16 protein-coding genes and 1 riboswitch are annotated in these 16,402 nt (G+C 71.4%); of the genes, 5 read left to right on the top strand and 11 right to left on the bottom strand.

Annotation, left to right across the window (positions count from 1 at the left end; translation table 11 throughout):
• Positions 1–23 precede the first annotated feature (23 nt).
• From ABZ444_RS05695 to ABZ444_RS05685, 3 genes are all read right to left on the bottom strand, one after another.
• Positions 24–1,187 (bottom strand): ArsA family ATPase, encoded by a 1,164-nt coding sequence (locus ABZ444_RS05695; RefSeq protein ID WP_357967783.1) that lies wholly within the window; start codon positions 1,185–1,187, stop codon positions 24–26.
• Positions 1,184–1,627, bottom strand: a complete 444-nt coding sequence (locus ABZ444_RS05690; protein WP_357967781.1) for an SRPBCC family protein — start codon at positions 1,625–1,627, stop codon at positions 1,184–1,186. The genes ABZ444_RS05695 and ABZ444_RS05690 overlap by 4 nt, the downstream gene beginning before the upstream one ends.
• Positions 1,628–1,688: 61 nt before the next feature.
• Positions 1,689–2,456 carry a metallophosphoesterase gene (locus ABZ444_RS05685; RefSeq protein ID WP_357967778.1) on the bottom strand — a complete coding sequence of 256 codons (768 nt, stop codon included), beginning with the start codon at positions 2,454–2,456 and terminating at the stop codon, positions 1,689–1,691.
• A 128-nt stretch (positions 2,457–2,584) separates the two neighbouring features.
• Here ABZ444_RS05685 and ABZ444_RS05680 point away from each other — a divergent pair, with 128 nt between their 5' ends.
• A complete protein-coding gene (locus ABZ444_RS05680) occupies positions 2,585–4,330 on the top strand; it encodes an AMP-dependent synthetase/ligase (RefSeq protein WP_357993165.1) in 1,746 nt (581 codons plus the stop codon).
• On the opposite strand, the gene ABZ444_RS05675 is transcribed toward ABZ444_RS05680, so the two are convergent.
• Together ABZ444_RS05675 and ABZ444_RS05670 are read right to left on the bottom strand one after the other, a co-directional pair.
• Positions 4,331–4,741: a VOC family protein gene (locus tag ABZ444_RS05675; RefSeq protein WP_357993162.1), complete on the bottom strand. Its 411-nt coding sequence runs from the start codon at positions 4,739–4,741 to the stop codon at positions 4,331–4,333.
• Positions 4,742–4,796: 55 nt separating this feature from the next.
• Positions 4,797–5,177, bottom strand: coding sequence for a MerR family transcriptional regulator (locus ABZ444_RS05670; RefSeq protein ID WP_357993159.1), 381 nt, complete (start codon positions 5,175–5,177; stop codon positions 4,797–4,799).
• A 59-nt stretch (positions 5,178–5,236) separates the two neighbouring features.
• Here ABZ444_RS05670 and ABZ444_RS05665 point away from each other — a divergent pair, with 59 nt between their 5' ends.
• Positions 5,237–6,130, top strand: coding sequence for an aldo/keto reductase (locus tag ABZ444_RS05665; RefSeq protein WP_357993157.1), 894 nt, complete (start codon positions 5,237–5,239; stop codon positions 6,128–6,130).
• Positions 6,131–6,218: 88 nt separating this feature from the next.
• Here ABZ444_RS05665 and ABZ444_RS05660 read toward each other — a convergent pair whose 3' ends face one another.
• The gene (locus tag ABZ444_RS05660) at positions 6,219–7,001 is read right to left on the bottom strand and encodes a DeoR/GlpR family DNA-binding transcription regulator (RefSeq protein WP_357993153.1); all 783 of its coding nucleotides are present in this window, start codon (positions 6,999–7,001) and stop codon (positions 6,219–6,221) included.
• 183 nt (positions 7,002–7,184) lie between these two features.
• Between ABZ444_RS05660 and ABZ444_RS05655 the strand changes: the two genes are divergently transcribed.
• Genes ABZ444_RS05655 through ABZ444_RS05645 form a run of 3 tightly spaced genes read left to right on the top strand, consistent with a single transcriptional unit; the run spans position 7,185 to position 10,257 of the window.
• A complete protein-coding gene (locus ABZ444_RS05655; protein WP_357993149.1) occupies positions 7,185–8,471 on the top strand; it encodes an ABC transporter substrate-binding protein in 1,287 nt (428 codons plus the stop codon).
• Positions 8,471–9,343 carry a sugar ABC transporter permease gene (locus tag ABZ444_RS05650; protein ID WP_357993146.1) on the top strand — a complete coding sequence of 291 codons (873 nt, stop codon included), beginning with the start codon at positions 8,471–8,473 and terminating at the stop codon, positions 9,341–9,343. Before ABZ444_RS05655 ends, ABZ444_RS05650 begins: the two co-directional genes overlap by 1 nt.
• Positions 9,340–10,257: a carbohydrate ABC transporter permease gene (locus ABZ444_RS05645; RefSeq protein WP_357993143.1), complete on the top strand. Its 918-nt coding sequence runs from the start codon at positions 9,340–9,342 to the stop codon at positions 10,255–10,257. Before ABZ444_RS05650 ends, ABZ444_RS05645 begins: the two co-directional genes overlap by 4 nt.
• On the opposite strand, the gene ABZ444_RS05640 is transcribed toward ABZ444_RS05645, so the two are convergent.
• From ABZ444_RS05640 to ABZ444_RS05620, 5 genes are all read right to left on the bottom strand, one after another.
• Entirely contained in the window at positions 10,254–11,348 is a 1,095-nt protein-coding gene (locus ABZ444_RS05640; RefSeq protein ID WP_357967757.1) for a glycosyltransferase family 4 protein, read from the bottom strand. The genes ABZ444_RS05645 and ABZ444_RS05640 overlap by 4 nt on opposite strands.
• Positions 11,345–13,261: a M48 family metallopeptidase gene (locus tag ABZ444_RS05635; RefSeq protein WP_357993140.1), complete on the bottom strand. Its 1,917-nt coding sequence runs from the start codon at positions 13,259–13,261 to the stop codon at positions 11,345–11,347. Before ABZ444_RS05635 ends, ABZ444_RS05640 begins: the two co-directional genes overlap by 4 nt.
• 11 nt (positions 13,262–13,272) lie before the next feature.
• Positions 13,273–14,106: a hypothetical protein gene (locus tag ABZ444_RS05630; RefSeq protein ID WP_357993138.1), complete on the bottom strand. Its 834-nt coding sequence runs from the start codon at positions 14,104–14,106 to the stop codon at positions 13,273–13,275.
• Positions 14,107–14,274: 168 nt separating this feature from the next.
• On the bottom strand, positions 14,275–14,757 hold the full coding sequence (locus tag ABZ444_RS05625; RefSeq protein ID WP_357993135.1) for a C40 family peptidase: 483 nt from the start codon (positions 14,755–14,757) through the stop codon (positions 14,275–14,277).
• A 130-nt stretch (positions 14,758–14,887) separates the two neighbouring features.
• Positions 14,888–15,051: riboswitch (cyclic di-AMP (ydaO/yuaA leader) on the bottom strand.
• A gap of 361 nt (positions 15,052–15,412) precedes the next feature.
• Positions 15,413–16,339 carry an NlpC/P60 family protein gene (locus ABZ444_RS05620; protein ID WP_357967746.1) on the bottom strand — a complete coding sequence of 309 codons (927 nt, stop codon included), beginning with the start codon at positions 16,337–16,339 and terminating at the stop codon, positions 15,413–15,415.
• Positions 16,340–16,402: the final 63 nt, after the last annotated feature.

Below are 16,402 nucleotides of genomic sequence, written 5' to 3'. Positions count from 1 at the left end.
ATGGTTCGCTCATCCTGCTCAACTCATTCGGAGCCGGATTCGCTCCCCACACTGAACCGTATTCTCAGCGCGCCGTCGCGGAGCACGGCGGAGCCGATCTTCCTGCGGGCCAGCGCCGCGGGCAGCGCCAGGATCCTGCGGTACGGGCCGGCGGTGATGATGAGCTCGTCGCCCTTGCGGGCCAGGTCGACGTCGTCGCGGTCGGCGCCGGGCAGGGCGAGCGTCAGCTCGTCGGCGCTCAGCCGCAGCGGCGGCTCGACGGCGGGCGCCGCGAACGGGTCGGTCTCCCCGTAGACGGAGGCGCCCACCTCGGCCAGCGCGCGCCGGCCGACCGGCTCGGCGGGCAGGTACGGGACGGTGTGGACGGGCAGCGGCGCGAACGACTCCTCGGCCTCGGCCAGCAGCTTGGCCTGGGCCGTCACCCAGTTGGCCCGCCACTCGTCGGCGCCGCCGGCCGGGAAGACGCGGTTGGCGATGACGGCGTCGACGCGGTAGCCGTACAGGTTGAGCGAGGTGAGGGTGCGCCTGGCCTCGGCGAGCACCACGGCCTCGGGGGTGAGCACGAGCCGCACGGACGCGCTGTCGCCGGTGAGCAGCTCGCGCACCTCCATCAGCCCGCGGTGGAAACGCTCGGCGGCGTTCATGACGTCGTCGCCCGGCGCGCTGACCCGGGCCACGCTGCGCATGAACGGCGAGACGACCTTGACGAGCTTGCGGCCCACGGGCATGAGCCTGGTGACGTGCCAGTCGAGCGCCTCGGGCAGGGCCAGCAGCCGCAGCGTCTCGGCGGTGGGCGCGCAGTCGATCACGATGACGTCCCAGGCGCCCTGGCGGGCGTGCTCGCGCAGTTCGAGCAGGGCGATGACCTCCTCGGCGCCGGGCAGCACGGTGATCTCCTCGGAGGTGATCTCGTCGAGGCCCAGCTCGGTGAGCACGCCCCTGGCGTAGTGCTGCAGCTCGCCCCAGTGGCGCTCCAGCGTCTTCTGCGTGTCGACCTGGTGCAGGTGGAGACCCGGCGCGATCTCGCCGGGCTCGACGGCGAGCGCGTCGGCCAGCGAGTGGGCGGTGTCGGTGGAGACGATCAGCGTCTTGAGCCCGCGCTCGGCGGCCAGCGTGGCGGTCGCGGCGGCGGCGGTGGTCTTGCCCACGCCGCCCTTGCCGGTGAAGAGCAGGACCCGGGGGTTCACCGGGGACGGCCCTCGACGCGCTTCTTCAGCCCCTTGAGCGCGGTGTCCACGATCACCTTCTCGGCCTTGCGCTTGATCATCCCGATCATGGGGACCGTGAGGTCGACGGTGAGCTCGTACGTCACGTCGGTGCCACTGCCCGTCTCGGCGAGCTGGTAACTTCCGCGCAGGTCGCCGACCATCTTGCCCGGCTCGACCACCTGCCAGCGCACGCCCTCGTCGCCGTCCCAGGTGTAGGCCAGGGTGTAGGTGTCGTTGATCACGCCTGCGTCGAGGACGAACCGCACCTGCTCGGGCCGCCCGTCGGCGCCCGTACTGACGACCTCGGCGCGCTTGATCGATCCGGCCCATTCGGGATAGGCGGGGAAGTCGGCGATGACCGCCATGACCTCTGCGCGGCCGGCGCCGATGGTGGTGCTCGAAGTGGTGCGATCAGCCATGCGACCACCGTAATGCAGAATCCGCCCGTTGCGGCGGAGCGCCGGTCACGGGCCGCCCGGCTCACCATTCCAGGACGAACGGCTCACCTCTTCCGCGGAAGTGGCCGACGTTCACGCACTCGGTGCGGCCGATGCGGGCGCGGCGGTGGAGGGGCTGGTGCACGTGGCCGAACAGGGCGTAACGCGGCTGGGTGCGCCGGATGGCCGCCAGCGTGGCCTCGCTGCCGCGCTCGAAACGCCTGGCCACGACGTCGTAGAGCAGCTCGGGCAGGGCGGGCGGGATGTGGCAGCACAGCACGTCGACCTCGCCGATCGCCTCGACCTTGGCGGCGTACTCCTCGTCGCCGATCTCGTACGGGGTGCGGTAGGGGGTCTTGAGCCCGCCGCCGACGAAGCCGAAGCGCAGGCCGCCGATCTCCACCACCTGGCCGTCGAGCACCTGATGGCCCGGTTTGAGATAGTCGGGCCACAGGCGGGGAATGTCCACGTTGCCGTAGGTGAGGTAGGCGGGGGTGGGCATGGCGGCGAAGAGGGTGGCGTACTGGGCGCGGACGTTGCGCTCGATATGCTCGCGCGGGTCGCCGTCGAGGGTGGCCCACAGGCGCGCCGACATGGCCCTGGCCTCGTCGAAACGCTTGGCCGTGCGCAGGGCGATGAACTCGGCGGCCCGCTCCGCGCCGAACAGGTCGGCGAAGATGCCGTTGGCGTGGTCGTCGTAGTCGATGAAGAGGATCAGGTCGCCCAGGCACACCAGCGCGTCGGCGCCCTCGCCCGCCCGGGCCAGCGCGTCGGCCCTGCCGTGCACGTCACTCACCACGTGGACCCTCATGGGGAAATCCTAGGTGGGACGGCTGCTAGCGTGATGAACGCCCTTCATAACGCTCCCATGACGATGCTACCGGCGCGTAACTTAAGGCGGTAACGTCCAGGCGGTCCCCGTAGAGGAGTTGAAAGTTCGTGCGCGAGTACAGCGTCCCCGTCCTGGTCGATGTGCCTGCCTCAGCAAGCCTGCCGGACACGGTCTTCGACCGGGCCGAGCGGGAGCCCGGCACCGTGATCATGCGCCGCAGGACCGACGACGGCTGGCCCGTCGTGACCGCGGGCGAGTTCCGCGACCAGGTGGTCGAGGTGGCCAGGGGGCTCATCGCGGCCGGGATCGAGCACGGCGACCGGGTCGCGCTGATGTCGCGCACGCGTTACGAGTGGACGCTGATCGACTACGCCCTCTGGGCCGTCGGCGCGGTCACCGTCCCGATCTACGAGACGTCGTCGGTGGAGCAGGTCCGGTGGATCCTGGCCGACAGCGAGGCCAAGGCGGCCTTCGTCGAGCTCGACACGCACGAGGAGACCGTTCGCGAGGCCGCGCCCGAGCTGAAGGCCGTCTGGCGGGTCGAGGGGCGGCTCGACGTGGAGGGCGTGCCCGGCTCGGCCGTGGAGGAGCGCAGGAAGAAGGTCGTCGCCGCCGACCTGGCCACGATCGTCTACACCTCGGGCACCACCGGCCGTCCCAAGGGCTGCCGGATCACCCACGACAACCTGCTGTTCACCGCCCTCAACGTGCTGCGCGGGCCGCTCGACCGGCTGTTCAGCTCGAAGGACCCGGCGGCGCTGCTGTTCCTGCCGCTCGCGCACATCTTCGCGCGGATGATCCAGGTGGTGCTGGTCGAGGCCGGCGCGATCATGGCGCACACCCCGAACATGAAGAACGTCGCCCCCGACCTCCAGGACTTCAAGCCGACGTTCCTGCTGGGCGTGCCGCGCGTGTTCGAGAAGGTCTACAACGGCGCCGAGCAGAAGGCCGCCGCGGGCGGCAAGGGCAAGATCTTCGCCCGCGCCGTCGACGTGGCGGTGGCCTGGAGCAAGGCCGAGGCGTCCGGCGGCGCGCCGCTCGGCCTGCGGCTGCGTCACATGCTGTTCGACCGGCTGGTCTACGCCAAGCTGCGGGCGGCCACCGGCGGCCGGCTGTCGGCCGCGGTCTCCGGCGGCTCGGCGCTCGGCGACCGGCTCGGCCACTTCTTCCGGGGCGTCGGCATCGAGGTCTTCGAGGGCTACGGCCTGACCGAGACCTCCGCCCCCATCTCGGTCAACATGCCGGGCGCCAACAAGATCGGCACGGTCGGCAAGCCGCTGCCCGGCGTCTCGGTCCGCATCGGCGACGACGGCGAGATCCTGGCCAAGGGCCGCAACGTCTTCCACGGCTACTGGAACAACGACGCCGCCACCGCCGAGGCGGTCGACGCCGACGGCTGGTACCGCACGGGCGACGTGGGCGAACTCGACGCCGACGGCTACCTGCGCATCACCGGCCGCAAGAAGGAGATCCTGGTGACGGCCGCGGGCAAGAACGTCGCCCCCGGCCCGCTGGAGGACGCGCTACGCGCCCACCCGCTGGTGTCCCAGGCCATGATCGTCGGTGAGGGCCGTCCCTTCGTCGCCGCGCTGGTCACGCTCGACCCCGAGGCGATGCCCGCCGGCCGCAGCGCGGCCGAGCTGCGCACCGACCCGGCGATCCTGGCGCAGGTCCAGGAGGCCGTCGACCGGGCCAACGGCATGGTGTCGAAGGCCGAGCAGATCAAGAAGTTCACGATCCTCGAAACCGACCTCACCGAGGAGAGCGGCCACCTGACGCCGACGCTGAAGGTCAAGCGCAACCTGGTGATGCGCGACTACGCCAAGGAGATCGACGAGCTCTACGGCCACTAGCTAGGCGCGCTCGGGCCAGACGAGGCCCTGGTCGGTCCAGATGACGCCCTGGTTGCGGCAGAGGCAGAACGGGTGGCCGACGGGGTCGGTGTAGACGCGCCAGCCGTAGCCGTCGGGGCCGATGGAGTCGTGCCGCAGCGACGCGCCGAGGGCCAGGACGCGGCTCTGTTCGGCCTCGATGTCGTCGACCTCGAAGTCGAGGTGGAACTGCTTGGGGTGCTCGCTGTCGGGCCACTGCGGGGCGCGGTAGTCCGCCACCGGGTTGAAGGCCAGCTCGATCTCGCCGAACTGGATGCCGGCCCAGCTCGCGTGGCTGCTCTCCTTGATCGGACGACCCGTCACCTCGGAGTAGAAGGCCGCCAGTTTCATCGCATCAGGGCAGTCGATGATGAAGTCGGTGAGTCGCAGCATCCCGCGATCCTGCCACAAGATCGAATGCGCCGGACTTCGAGACAGGCCCAGGCCGTCAGGCGGCTCCGGCCAGGTCACCGGCCAGGTCGCCGGCCCGCTCGGTCGCGGTCAGGATCGCGGCCAGGGCCTGGCGGGTGGCCTGGAGCTCGGCCATCTGCTCGTCCAGGCCGGTGAGCCGGCCGCGGAGCCGGCCCAGGGTGCACGCGTCCAGCACCTCGCCGGAGCCGGAGGCGCACGGGAGCACGTCCTTGATCACTTTGGTCGGCAGGCCCGCGGCGAGCAGCGTGCGGATGCGCCGGACCACGACGGGCGCGTCCGTTCCGTAGCGCCGGTGGCCGCCGTCGGCCCGGTACGAGGTCAGCAGCCCCTGCTCCTCGTAGTAGCGCAGCAGCCGGGGGCTGACCCCGGTCTCCGCGGAGAGCGCGCCGATCTTCACGTGATGCTCCTCACACCTGCTTGCATCTCACATCGATGTGAGCTTCTAGCGTGACATCCATGAGAGAAATTCCTCGCGAAACTGTACAGACGTTCACCATTGGCGGAGACCTGGAGGTGCGCCGGATCGGCTACGGGTCGATGCGGCTGGCCGACGCCCCCGACCCCGCGCGCTCGGCGCTGGAGGCGCCCATCTGGGAGGCGCCGGCGGACCGGGCGGGCGCCGTGGCCGTGCTGCGCCGGGCGGCCGAGCTGGGCGTGAACCTCTTCGACACCGCCGACTCCTACGCGCTCGGCGCCAACGAGGAGCTGATCGCCGAGGCGCTGCACCCGTACGGGGACGGCGTGGCGGTGGCCACCAAGATCGGCGTGCTGCGGCCCTCGCCCGCCGAATGGGTGCCGCTCGGCCATCCGGCCTATCTGCGCCAGCAGGCCGAGCTGAGCCTGCGCCGGCTGCGGGTGGAGCGCATCGACCTGCTCCAGCTGCACCGTCTGGACCCGGCCTACCCGCTCGCCGACCAGATCGGCGCGCTCAAGCAGCTCAGGGACGAGGGCAAGGTCCGGCACATCGGCCTGTCGGAGGTGAGCACCGAGGAACTGCGCCAGGCGGCGGAGATCACGCCGATCGCCGCCGTGCAGAACATGTACAACCTGGCCACCCGGCAGCACGAGGACGTCGTGGACCACGCCGCCGCGCACGGCATCGCGTTCCTGCCCTTCTTCCCGATCGCGGCGGGCTCCCACGCCGGGCCCGGCACGCCGCCGGCGGCGGTGGCGGGCGAGATCGGCGTCACCCCGGCCCAGGCGTCGCTGGCCTGGCTGCTGCGCCGCTCCCCCACGGTGATCCCGATCCCGGGCACCTCCTCGATCGGCCACCTGGAGGAGAACGTGGCGGCGCTGTCGGTCGAGCTCTCCGACGAGCAGTACGACCGGCTGTCGGCGGCGGCCGCTTGAGGCCGCCGCCCGGAAGCGGGGGCGTGGCGCGGCCCCTCACCCCGTGACGGGCCTCATCTTCGTGACGGGCCTCATCTCGTGACGGGCCTCATCTCGTGACGGGCCGCGCCTCCGCCAGGACGAGCCGGCCCGCCCGTTCCGACAGCGCCTGCCTGGCCGCCTGCGGCAGGCCGGTGTCGGAGACGACCACGTCGGCCTCGCCGAGCTCGGCGATCGTGCTGATGCCGACGGTCCCCCACTTGGTGTGGTCGGCCAGCACCACGAGCCTGGAGGCCGCCTCGACCAGCGCGCGGTCGGTCTCGGCCTCCATCATGTTCGGCGTGGTGAAGCCCGTCCTCGCGGTCATGCCGTGCACGCCCAGGAAGAGCAGGTCCACGTTGAGCCGGCGGATCGCGGCGACCGCGACCGGGCCGACGAGGGCGTCGGAGGGGGTGCGCACGCCGCCGGTGAGCACGACCGTCTGGTCGGGGCGGCCGGCGTGCTGGAAGACGTCGGCGACGCGGACGGAGTTCGTCACGACGGTCAGTCCGGGGACCTGGCCCAGGTGGTGGGCGAGCGTCCAGGTCGTGGTGCCGGCCGACAGGGCCACGGCCGTGCCGGGGCGTACCAGCGCGGCGGCGTGCCCGGCGATGGCCTGCTTCTCCTCCTCCTGCTGAACGGACTTGGCGGCGAAGCCGGGCTCGTTCGTGGCGCCGATGGTGGTCGCGCCGCCGTGCACCTTGGCCAGCAGGCCGCGCTCGGCCAGCAGCTCCAGGTCACGCCGGATCGTGATGTCGGAGACGCCGAACGCGCGCACCAGGTCCACGACCCTGACACCGCCGTTCTGCCGGACGAGGTCCAGGATCGCCTGCTGACGCTGCGGGGCGAGCATCGCATCACCAGATCCCAACAGGTTCCGACACAATCCCGTTCGCATCATGACATGACACCGACCTGGTGAATGCGTCGAAAACGCCATGAAACAGTGCGTTGACAGCGGTAGGGCTTCGTCTTTCGATGAATGGGTGTGAGCGAACTCGGGGGAATCTGAAGGGTCCGGCAAGGAGGAACCACCATGGACCGACACATGCCGATCTCCCGTCGCCGTCTACTCCTCGGAACCGCCGCGTTCGGCGTGCCCGCCGCGCTCGTCGGGTGCGGGTCCGGCAGCCCCTCCACGGGGGCCGGCAGGTCGTCCGGCGGCGGCACGGGCACGGTCACGATCGGCTCGAACGCCTCCGACGAGGTGCCGAAGAAGGCCCTGGAGACCGTGCTGAAGGGCTTCACCCAGGCCGTCCCGAAGGTCAACACGGTCGACCACAACACCTTCCAGGAGAACATCAACCGCTATCTCAAGGGCACGCCCGACGACGTGTTCACCTGGTTCGCCGGCTACCGGATGCGCTTCTTCGCCGAGCAGGGCCTGGCGACCGACATCTCGGACGTGTGGCGGGAGATCGGCGGCGACTACACGCAGGCGTTCAAGGACCAGTCGACCGGCACCGACGGCAAGCAGTACTTCGTGCCGTTCACCTACTACCCGTGGGCCGTCTTCTACCGCAGGAGCCTGTGGCGGGCCAAGGGGTACGAGCCCCCGAGGACCCTGGACGAGTTCACCGCCCTGGCCAGGAGGATGAAGGCCGACGGGCTGGTCCCGATCGCGTTCGCCGACAAGGACGGCTGGCCGGCGATGGGCACCTTCGACATCCTCAACATGCGCACGAACGGCTACGACTTCCACATCTCGCTCATGGCCGGCAAGGAGTCGTGGACCGACCCCCGGGTCAGGCGGGTCTTCGACACCTGGCGGGGGCTGATGGAGTACCACCAGCCGGCCGCGCTCGGGCGTACCTGGCAGGAGGCCGGGCAGTCGCTCGCGCAGAAGAAGACCGGCATGATCCTGCTCGGCATGTTCGTCGCCCAGCAGTTCCCCGAGGCCGACCGCGACGACATCGACTTCTTCACCTTCCCCGAGATCGACCCCGCCCACGGCACCGACTCGATCGACGCACCCATCGACGGCTACATGATCTCGGCCAAGGCCAGGAACGTGGACGGCGCCAAGGCCCTGCTCAAGCACCTGGCCAAGGGCTCGTCCCAGAACGAGGCGACCAAGCTGGACCCGGGCACGCTGGCGTCCAGCTCCAAGGCCGACACCAGCGGCTACAGCGCCCTGCAGAAGCGCGGCGCCGAACTGGTCTCCCAGGCCACGCACCTGGCGCAGTTCCTGGACCGCGACACCCGGCCGGACTTCGCCTCCACCGTGATGATCCCGTCCCTGCAGGCGTTCGTCGGCGCGCCGGACGAGATCGACTCCCTGCTGGCGAGCATCGAGAAGCAGAAGGCCAACATCTTCCGCTGATGACCGTCAAAACCCGTCGCTACTCCGCCCGGGACGTGACCGTGCTGGTCATCGGGCTGGGGATGGCCGTCATCGTCAACGTGGGCCTCGTCTGGGGGCCCGCGCTGGCCTCCGTCGCGCTGTCCGGCACCGACTGGAACGGCATCGGGCCGATCGAGTGGGTGGGCGGGCGCAACTACCACGACCTGGCCACCGCGTACCCGCCGTTCTGGTCGGCGGTGCGCAACAACGTGTTGTGGCTGGGCTTCCTGGGGCTGGTCGCGACGCCGTTCGGGCTGTTCTGCGCGGTGCTGCTGGACCGGCGGCTGCGGTTGTCGCGGGTCTACCAGAGCGCGCTCTACCTGCCGGTCGTGTTGTCGCTGGCCGTGGTGGGCTTCATCGCGCAGCTCGTCTACTCCGCCGACTACGGCGTGCTGAACGCGGTCACCGGCCTGACCGTGGACTGGCTGGGCGACCGTTCGATCAACATCTGGGTGGTGATGGTCGCGGCCGGCTGGCGGCACGTCGGCTACGTCATGATCATCTATCTGGCCGGGCTCAAGGCGGTGGACCCGGCGCTGAAGGAGGCCGCCGCCATCGACGGGGCCACCGAGGCGCAGGCCTTCTTCCGCGTGGTGTTCCCGACACTGCGGCCGGTCAACGTGATCGTGCTGGTCATCACCGTGATCGAGGCGCTGCGCGCGTTCGACGTCGTCTACGCCGTCAACAAGGGCAGGAACGGCCTGGAGCTGCTGTCGGTGCTGGTCACCGAGAACATCGTGGGCGAGGCCGGCCGCATCGGCTTCGGCTCGGCCATCGCCGTGATCCTGCTGGTGATCTCGCTGGGGTTCATCGTCACGTACCTGTCGCAGCTGTTCAAGGAGGAGCGATGACGCTCACCGCGCCCGCCGACGCTCCCCCGGCGCAGGACCGGCGGGCGCCCGCGCGCCGGCCCGTGCGGCCGCTGCGGATCCTGCTGCACGCCTTCCTCGCGCTGGTCGCGCTGGGCTGGATCCTGCCGCTGGCCCTGTCGGTCTACGCCTCGCTGCGGCCGTACGACGAGACGGCCCGGCTGGGCTACCTGTCGGTGCCCGAGCACCTCACGCTCGATTACTACGCCGAGGCATGGAGCCAGGCCGAGCTGCCCCGCTACTACCTGAACACACTGATCATCGTCGTCCCCGGGGTGCTGGTCACGCTGGCGCTGGCCTCGTTCACGGCGTTCGCCGTCGCGCGGGTGCGCGTCCCCGGGCGCAAGGCGCTGCTGATCGTGTTCACCGCCGGGAACCTGATGCCGCCGCAGGTGCTCATCACCCCGCTGTACACCCTCTACACGCTGGTGCCGCTGCCCGCCTGGCTGTCGGACTCCCAGTCGCTCTACGACTCCTACCTCGGGCTGATCCTCATCCACGTGGCGTTCCAGTTCGGCTTCTGCGTCTTCGTCATCGCGAACTTCATGCGGACGATCCCGGAGGAGATCACCGAGGCGGCGCTCGTGGACGGCGCGAGCGTGTGGAAGCGCTACTGGCGGCTCACGCTGCCGCTGTGCAGGCCGGTGCTGGCGGCGCTGGCCACCCTGGAGTTCACCTGGATGTACAACGACTTCCTGTGGGCGCTGGTGCTGATGTCGTCGGGCGACAAGCTGCCGGTGACCTCGGCGCTGAACAACCTGCGCGGCCAGTTCTTCACCGACTACAACCTGCTGGCCGCCGGGTCCCTGCTGGTGGCGCTGCCCACGCTGATCGTCTTCCAGCTCCTGCACAAGCAGTTCGTCGCCGGGCTCACGCTGGGCTCGACCAAGGGCTAGGCGGGCCGGAGCAGGGCGTGGAAGCGGGTGGCGACCTGCTCCCACGTCCACTCGCGGGTGATCCAGTCGCGGCCGCCGGCGCCCATCTTGCGCGCCCGCGCGGGGTCGGAGAGCAGGTCGACGAGGGCCTGGGCGACGTCCGCGACGTCCGCGCCGTCCACGACGAGGCCCGTCTCCCCGGGCCGTACGGCGTCCGGCGCGCCGCCGGAGTTGCCCGCGACCACCGGCAGGCCGGTCGCCGACGCCTCCAGGAAGACGATCCCGAGGCCCTCGACGTCCACGCCGTTCCAGCGGGTGCGGCAGGGCATCGCGAAGACGTCGGCCGCGGCGTAGTAGCCGGGCAGGCTCGCGGCGGGGACCGTGCCGGTGAACCTGATCGACTCGTGCCCGCCCGCCAGGCGCTCCAGCCGCGACCGGTACGGGCCGCCGCCCACGAGCAGCAGCACCGCGTCCGGCACCGCGCGCAGCACCCGGGGCCAGGCCCGGATGAGCTGGTCCTGGCCCTTGCGCGGGACCAGCCGGGACACGCAGGCCACCACCGGCCGGCCGTCGAGGCCCAGCGCCGCCTTGGCGGCCCGGGGGTGGAACTGGTCGACGTCGACGCCGGGTGCCAGGCGGACGAGCTTGTGCGGGGGGATCGCCGCGGCCAGGCGCTCGCGCGTGTAGTCGCCCAGGTAGGTCACCACGTCGGCGTGCGCGCCGATCCTGCGCAGCACCGAGCGGAAGCCCGGCGCGCCCGCCCACGACGCCTCGTGGCCGTGGGTGAGCATCACCACCCGCCGCGCGCCCGCCGCGCGCAGGCGGGGCGCGAGCAGGCCGAGCGGCGCGGCCGCGCCGAAGACCACGGTCTCGGCGCGGTGCTCGGCCACCAGCCCGGCCGCCCTGCGCGCGACGGCCGGAGTGGGCAGCATCAGCCGCGTCGGGTGCCGCACGACCCGGTACGGCTGACGCCGGTCGAACTCCTCGCATCCCGGCCAGGCGGGGGCGTAGACGGCCACCCCCGGCGTGCGGAGCGCGAGTCCGTGCACGAACGACTGGATGCCGCCCGGCCTGGGCGGGAAGTCGTTCGTCACGAAGACCACGTCGGTCACGGTTCGGGGACGCCGTTCAGTCTCGCCCACGAGCGGGCCAGGGCGATGCGCTCGGGGCTGGAAGGATGGGAGGCATAGAGCACATATTCCACCGCATCCGGCGACAAGTCGGAAATGTTGGTTATTGCGAGGCGTTTCTGCATCGCGACGAACGTGGCCGGATCCCTGGTGAGGTCGAGGGCGTGCACGTCGGCCCGCGCCTCCACGTGCCGCGTGATCAGGTTCTGGGCCGGGTCGGAGACCAGCGAGGCCAGCGTCATCAGCCCCATGAGCACGCCGATGGCGCGCGGGTCGGCCACCGAGGCGATCCCCGTACGCCGCCGCAGCGGGCCGACCAGCAGGAACAGGCCGATCGTGCCGAAGGCGGCCAGCAGGCCGCCGAGCAGCGTGCCGTCGAGCACGTCGGCGTGCTTGGCGTGGCCCAGCTCGTGCGCGACCACCAGCTCGACCTCCGACTCCGGCGCCTTGAGCAGCGTGTCGTAGACGACGATCCGGCGGGTGGCCCCGAAGCCCGACACGTACGCGTTGAGCGCCGTGGTACGCCGCGAGGCGTCGGCGACCAGCACGTCCTCGACCGGGACGCCGTCCCGCTCGGCCATGGCCAGCAGCTCCGACCGCAGCGAGCCCTGCGGCATGGAGGTGAAGTCGTTGAACAGCGGCTCGAACACCACCGGGTAGACGTACGACACGCCCAGGGTGAGCGCGAACGCGCCCACGGCGGCCGGGATCCACCAGCGGCGCACCTTGCGCGCCAGCGCCACGAGGGCGAGCAGCATGACGGCCATCAGCAGCACGCTGACGCCGGTGTTCTTGAGCCGGTCGGCGGTCCAGCCCGCCCAGTCCTGGGTGGACAGGCCGTAGTCGCGCAGGATCGTCTCGAACCACATGCCGAGCGGCCACCTCAGCACCTCGGTGATCGCGGTGAGCACCACCACGCCGAGGACCACCCGCACCCACCACGGGCCCCTGAGCACGCCCAGCACCTTGGCCGCGAACGGCGTCAGGACCAGCAGCCCGGCGAACAGGACCGTGAGGCCGAGCGAGATGTAGCCGGGCAGGGTGGTGGCCGCGTCGAACGCCTGCGCCCTGGCGATCTGGGCGGCGCTGAAGTCGCGGGCGGGGTCGGGGGCGACGGCGGGCGCGCCCGCCGTCAGGACCCGCCAGGGGGTGGTGAACGCGGCCACGGCCAGGATCACGCCGCCGACCAGGGCGAGGGCGGCGCCGGCCGCGCGCCTGGAGCGGGATTCCGCGCGTTGCCGTTCCCGGGCGATCAGGTGCTCCGCCGTTCCCGTCAGCTTGCCGGTCCGGGGACGGGGCCCGGCGCCGTCGGCGTCCTCGGTGTCCTCGGTGTCCTCGGTGTCCTCGGTGTCCTCGGCGTTCTCGGCGAGGGGGGCGGCGGGGTCGCCGTTACGCTTGCCGCGGCCCTTGCCCTTGCCTCCGCCTTTGCCGCCCTTGCCCTTGCCGCGGCCTTTGCCGCCCTTTCCCGGGTCGTCCGGGTGCTCGTCGGGGTTCTCAGGGCTCTTCCCGGAGCCGTCCGAGCCCTCGGCGGCGGGGGCGCCGGCGCGCGTCGCGTGGGGGCGGTCGTCGGGGGTGGGGGGTTGGGGGTGACGGGGGTCCTCGGTGCCGGGGTCGGCGTCCGCGTCGGGGCGGGCGTCGGGGCGGGCGTCGGGGCGGGCGTCGGGGCGGGCGTCCGGGTCGTCCGGGTCGTCGGGGCGGCCCGGGGATTCCGGAGGCTCGGTGGTGCCGGACGGCTCCGGCGGTCCACCGTCGCCGGGCCGGTCACCGCCGTCGTCCCTGATGGCCACACCGCCGCCGTGCGCCGCCGCGACCGCCGTGCCGGGCTCGTCGGCCCCTCCGGCGACCGCTCCGGCGGGCTCGTCCCCTTCCCGGGGCGGGTCGTTCCGCTCGCTCATCTGCCTCCCCTTCACGCGAGCTGCTCTCGTACGTACTCGCGCCACCGTGCCGCCAGTGTCTCGGCGGTGAGCCCCACGGAGGCGAGCGCCTGATCGACGCCGGCCACGCGGGCATCACGGTAGAGCCGTACCAGGGTCCCGTCACCGAACCGGTCTGCGAGGAAGCGACACGCCATCCAGGCCTCCTGGTACGCCCGCGCGAGCCGTCCGGGATCGGCGGCCGTGGGGGCGAAAGCCGCAGGTCCGGGCAACTCGCTCGGCAGCCGGCCGGCCCGTACGTCGGCGGCGAGTTCGGCGGCGGCCGTCCCGACGGGGAGCCCGGCGTCGCGGTAGGCCACGTAGTCGGCGAACCCCTCGTAGAGCCAGACGGGCAGCCGGTCGGTGCCCGCGGCGACGTGGGTGAGCTCATGGGCGAGGACGACGTCGCGTCCCACGGGGGTGAGCCGCGCGAAGGAGCCGGGCACGATGATCACCCTGGCGCCGTCGGCCACCGCGGCCAGCCCGTCCAGCGGGCCCGTGCCCGCCAGCCCGGCCGCCTCGGCGTCGGAGTCCGGCACGACGACCAGCGCGCGTACCGGACGGCCGAGCACCGCGGACACCCGCCGTCCGGCGAGGTCCGCGCGGCGGGCCAGATCGGCGAGCACGCCGGGGTCGGCGCGGTGCCCCACGACCACGGACCGTGCGCCGCGGGCCACCTGACCGCCGTCGCCCCACAACCCGCGCGCACCGGCGGGCAGGACGGCGGCGGGCGGCGCGTCGGCGACCACGAGAACCGCCGTCAACAGCAGCAGGACCGAAAGGAGCAGGCCCGGACCGCGGAGGGACGGACGCACCTGCGAGGACACGGCCCGATGCTAGTCGGCCCGCGCCCCTCCCGGCCTTCACGAGACCGGTCCCTTCACGAGGCCGGTCCCTTCACGAGGCCGGTCCCTTCGCCAGACCGGTCCCTTGACGAGGCCGGGCATGCGACAGGCCCCGGCCCGGACCGGGGAGGGTCCGGGCGGGGCCTGTTGTCACGCGCCGGGACGCACCGCGCCGACGAACGACGACTTCCGCCATCCGCCCAGTTTGTCGATGCGCACCCGTTCGCCGGTCCGCGGCGAATGGACCATCTTGCCGTGGCCGACGTACATGCCGACGTGGCCCAGCCCGTTGAAGAACATCAGGTCGCCCGGCTTGAGGTGGCGCCAGGAGACCTTGCGCTTGATGCGGGCGAACTGGCTGTTCGTCACGCGCGGGAGTCGTACTCCGGCCTTCTTCCAGGCGTACTGGACGAGTCCGGAGCAGTCGAACGCACCAGGGCCCGTGGCCCCGTACCGGTACGGGTCGCCGACCTGGTGCTTGGCGACGGCGACGGCCCTGCGGGCCTTCGACGCCTGCCGCGCGGCCTTCGCCGACTTGGCGGACCTGGCGGTCTTCGCCGACTTGGCCGACTTCGCAGTGGCCGCCTTGGCGGTGCTGGACACCGCGGTGAGCCCGGCGGCCGATTCGCTCACCGTCTGCGCCCCGGCCGGTACGGCATGGAGAGCCGCACCTCCGGCCGTCACGGTCATCGTGAGTGCGACGCCCCTCAGGGCAAGTCGGGACAGACGGGGGTTATGCAGGGAGGTAGACAGGATTTCTCCTTGTGTCTTCCACGAACGCCTACCGGGTTAGCTGACGGATTCGGGCCTGGAAGTCGCCCTACGGCGCGATGACGCGCCGATTCACCCCTGATCCCGGGGGATTACGGGATCTTTGGGTCCCCGGCTCCGTGCCTCCTGGCTGCACGGACTCGGCAGGTCGCCGCCCGATGGTTGTCTCTGCATAGGGATATCGGCGGCGACCGATGGATTTTTATCTGGTCCGCATCGGGGGTTCCGATGTCGATTCGCGGTGCGCATGGCTTGCTGACCGCGACGCCAGAAACTACGCCGAAGGGTCAAGATTTGGCAAAGGGAGACACCGGCTGTAAAGATCAGATAAAGATGTGTGTAAAGGATGAAATCCCTGCTGGAGCAGCGGGTTCCGTTACCGCTTTGTGACCCTTCTCACACTTCCCGGCACACCTGATTGTCAGGGCCCTTTCGCCCCGTTTGTCCCGTTCGTCCCAGCGGTCGTGGCAGCCCGAAGCCGCCCGCGATTCCGGTCGCCGGGCAGTCACGGGACGGGTCAGGGGCGGATGGCTCCGACCAGGGGGCGGCGGTAGTCGGCGAGGCGGACGACCTTCACGACGTCGCCCGTCTGCGGCGCGTGGACGATCTTGCCTCCGCCAGCGTAGATGCTGACGTGCCCGAGCCCCTCGCTGAAGATGAGGTCCCCCGGCTGGAGGTCCTTGATGTCCACCTTCCGGCCGGCGCCCCAGGCCCACTGCTGCCACGTCGTACGCGGCAGTGTGACGCCGGCCGCGCGCCAGGCGGCCTGGGTCAGCCCTGAGCAGTCGTAGCCGCGCGGGCCCGTGCCCCCGTAGATGTACGGCTTGCCGACCTGGGCGAAGGCGAACTGCAGGACGGCGGCCGCGCTGCCCGAGGCGGGGCCGGTGTACTTGATGCCGGTGCTGTTGGGGTTGCCCGGGTTGTAGGCCCCCAGCTTGTCCAGAAGCTTCTTCTGCTGGCCGACCAGCTTCAGCACCTCGGCCCGCTCCCGCTGGACGGCGTCCCGCTCCTTGTCGGCGTCGGCCAGCGCGGTCTCGGCGTTGTCGCGCTCGGCCTTGAGGCCCTTGTTCTCGCGGTCGAAGGCGGCCAGCTTCTCCAGCCGCTCGCGCGAGAGCTGCCCGGCCATGGCCAGCCCGGCCAGCAGGTTCTCGGGGTTGTCGACCCCGACCATGCCGGGCAGGGAGGTGACGTCCCCGCCCATCTTGTACGAGTCCACCGCCGCCCTGATGATCTCGGCCCGCAGGTCGGCGACCGTCTGCAGCTTGCGCTTGTAGCGGTCGTTCAGCGTGGTGTAGGCGTCCTTGGCCTTCTTGTAGTTCTCGGTCGCCGTGTTGTACCGGTCGACGACCTTGTCGGCCTTGTCGTTGAGCTTCTCGAGCTTGGCCTTGGCCTGTTTGAGAGTGGGCTTGGGATCAGCGAGCGCCGCACCCATCGGGACGGTCATCAGTCCGATCGCGAGACCCGCGGCCACCGTCACCCGGCCAAACCTCACAGCGTCGCCTCCCAG

This window comes from Nonomuraea sp. NPDC005730, assembly GCF_040630865.1.
Classification (GTDB): domain Bacteria; phylum Actinomycetota; class Actinomycetes; order Streptosporangiales; family Streptosporangiaceae; genus Nonomuraea.
This window is presented reverse-complemented; position numbering and strand designations above follow the sequence as displayed.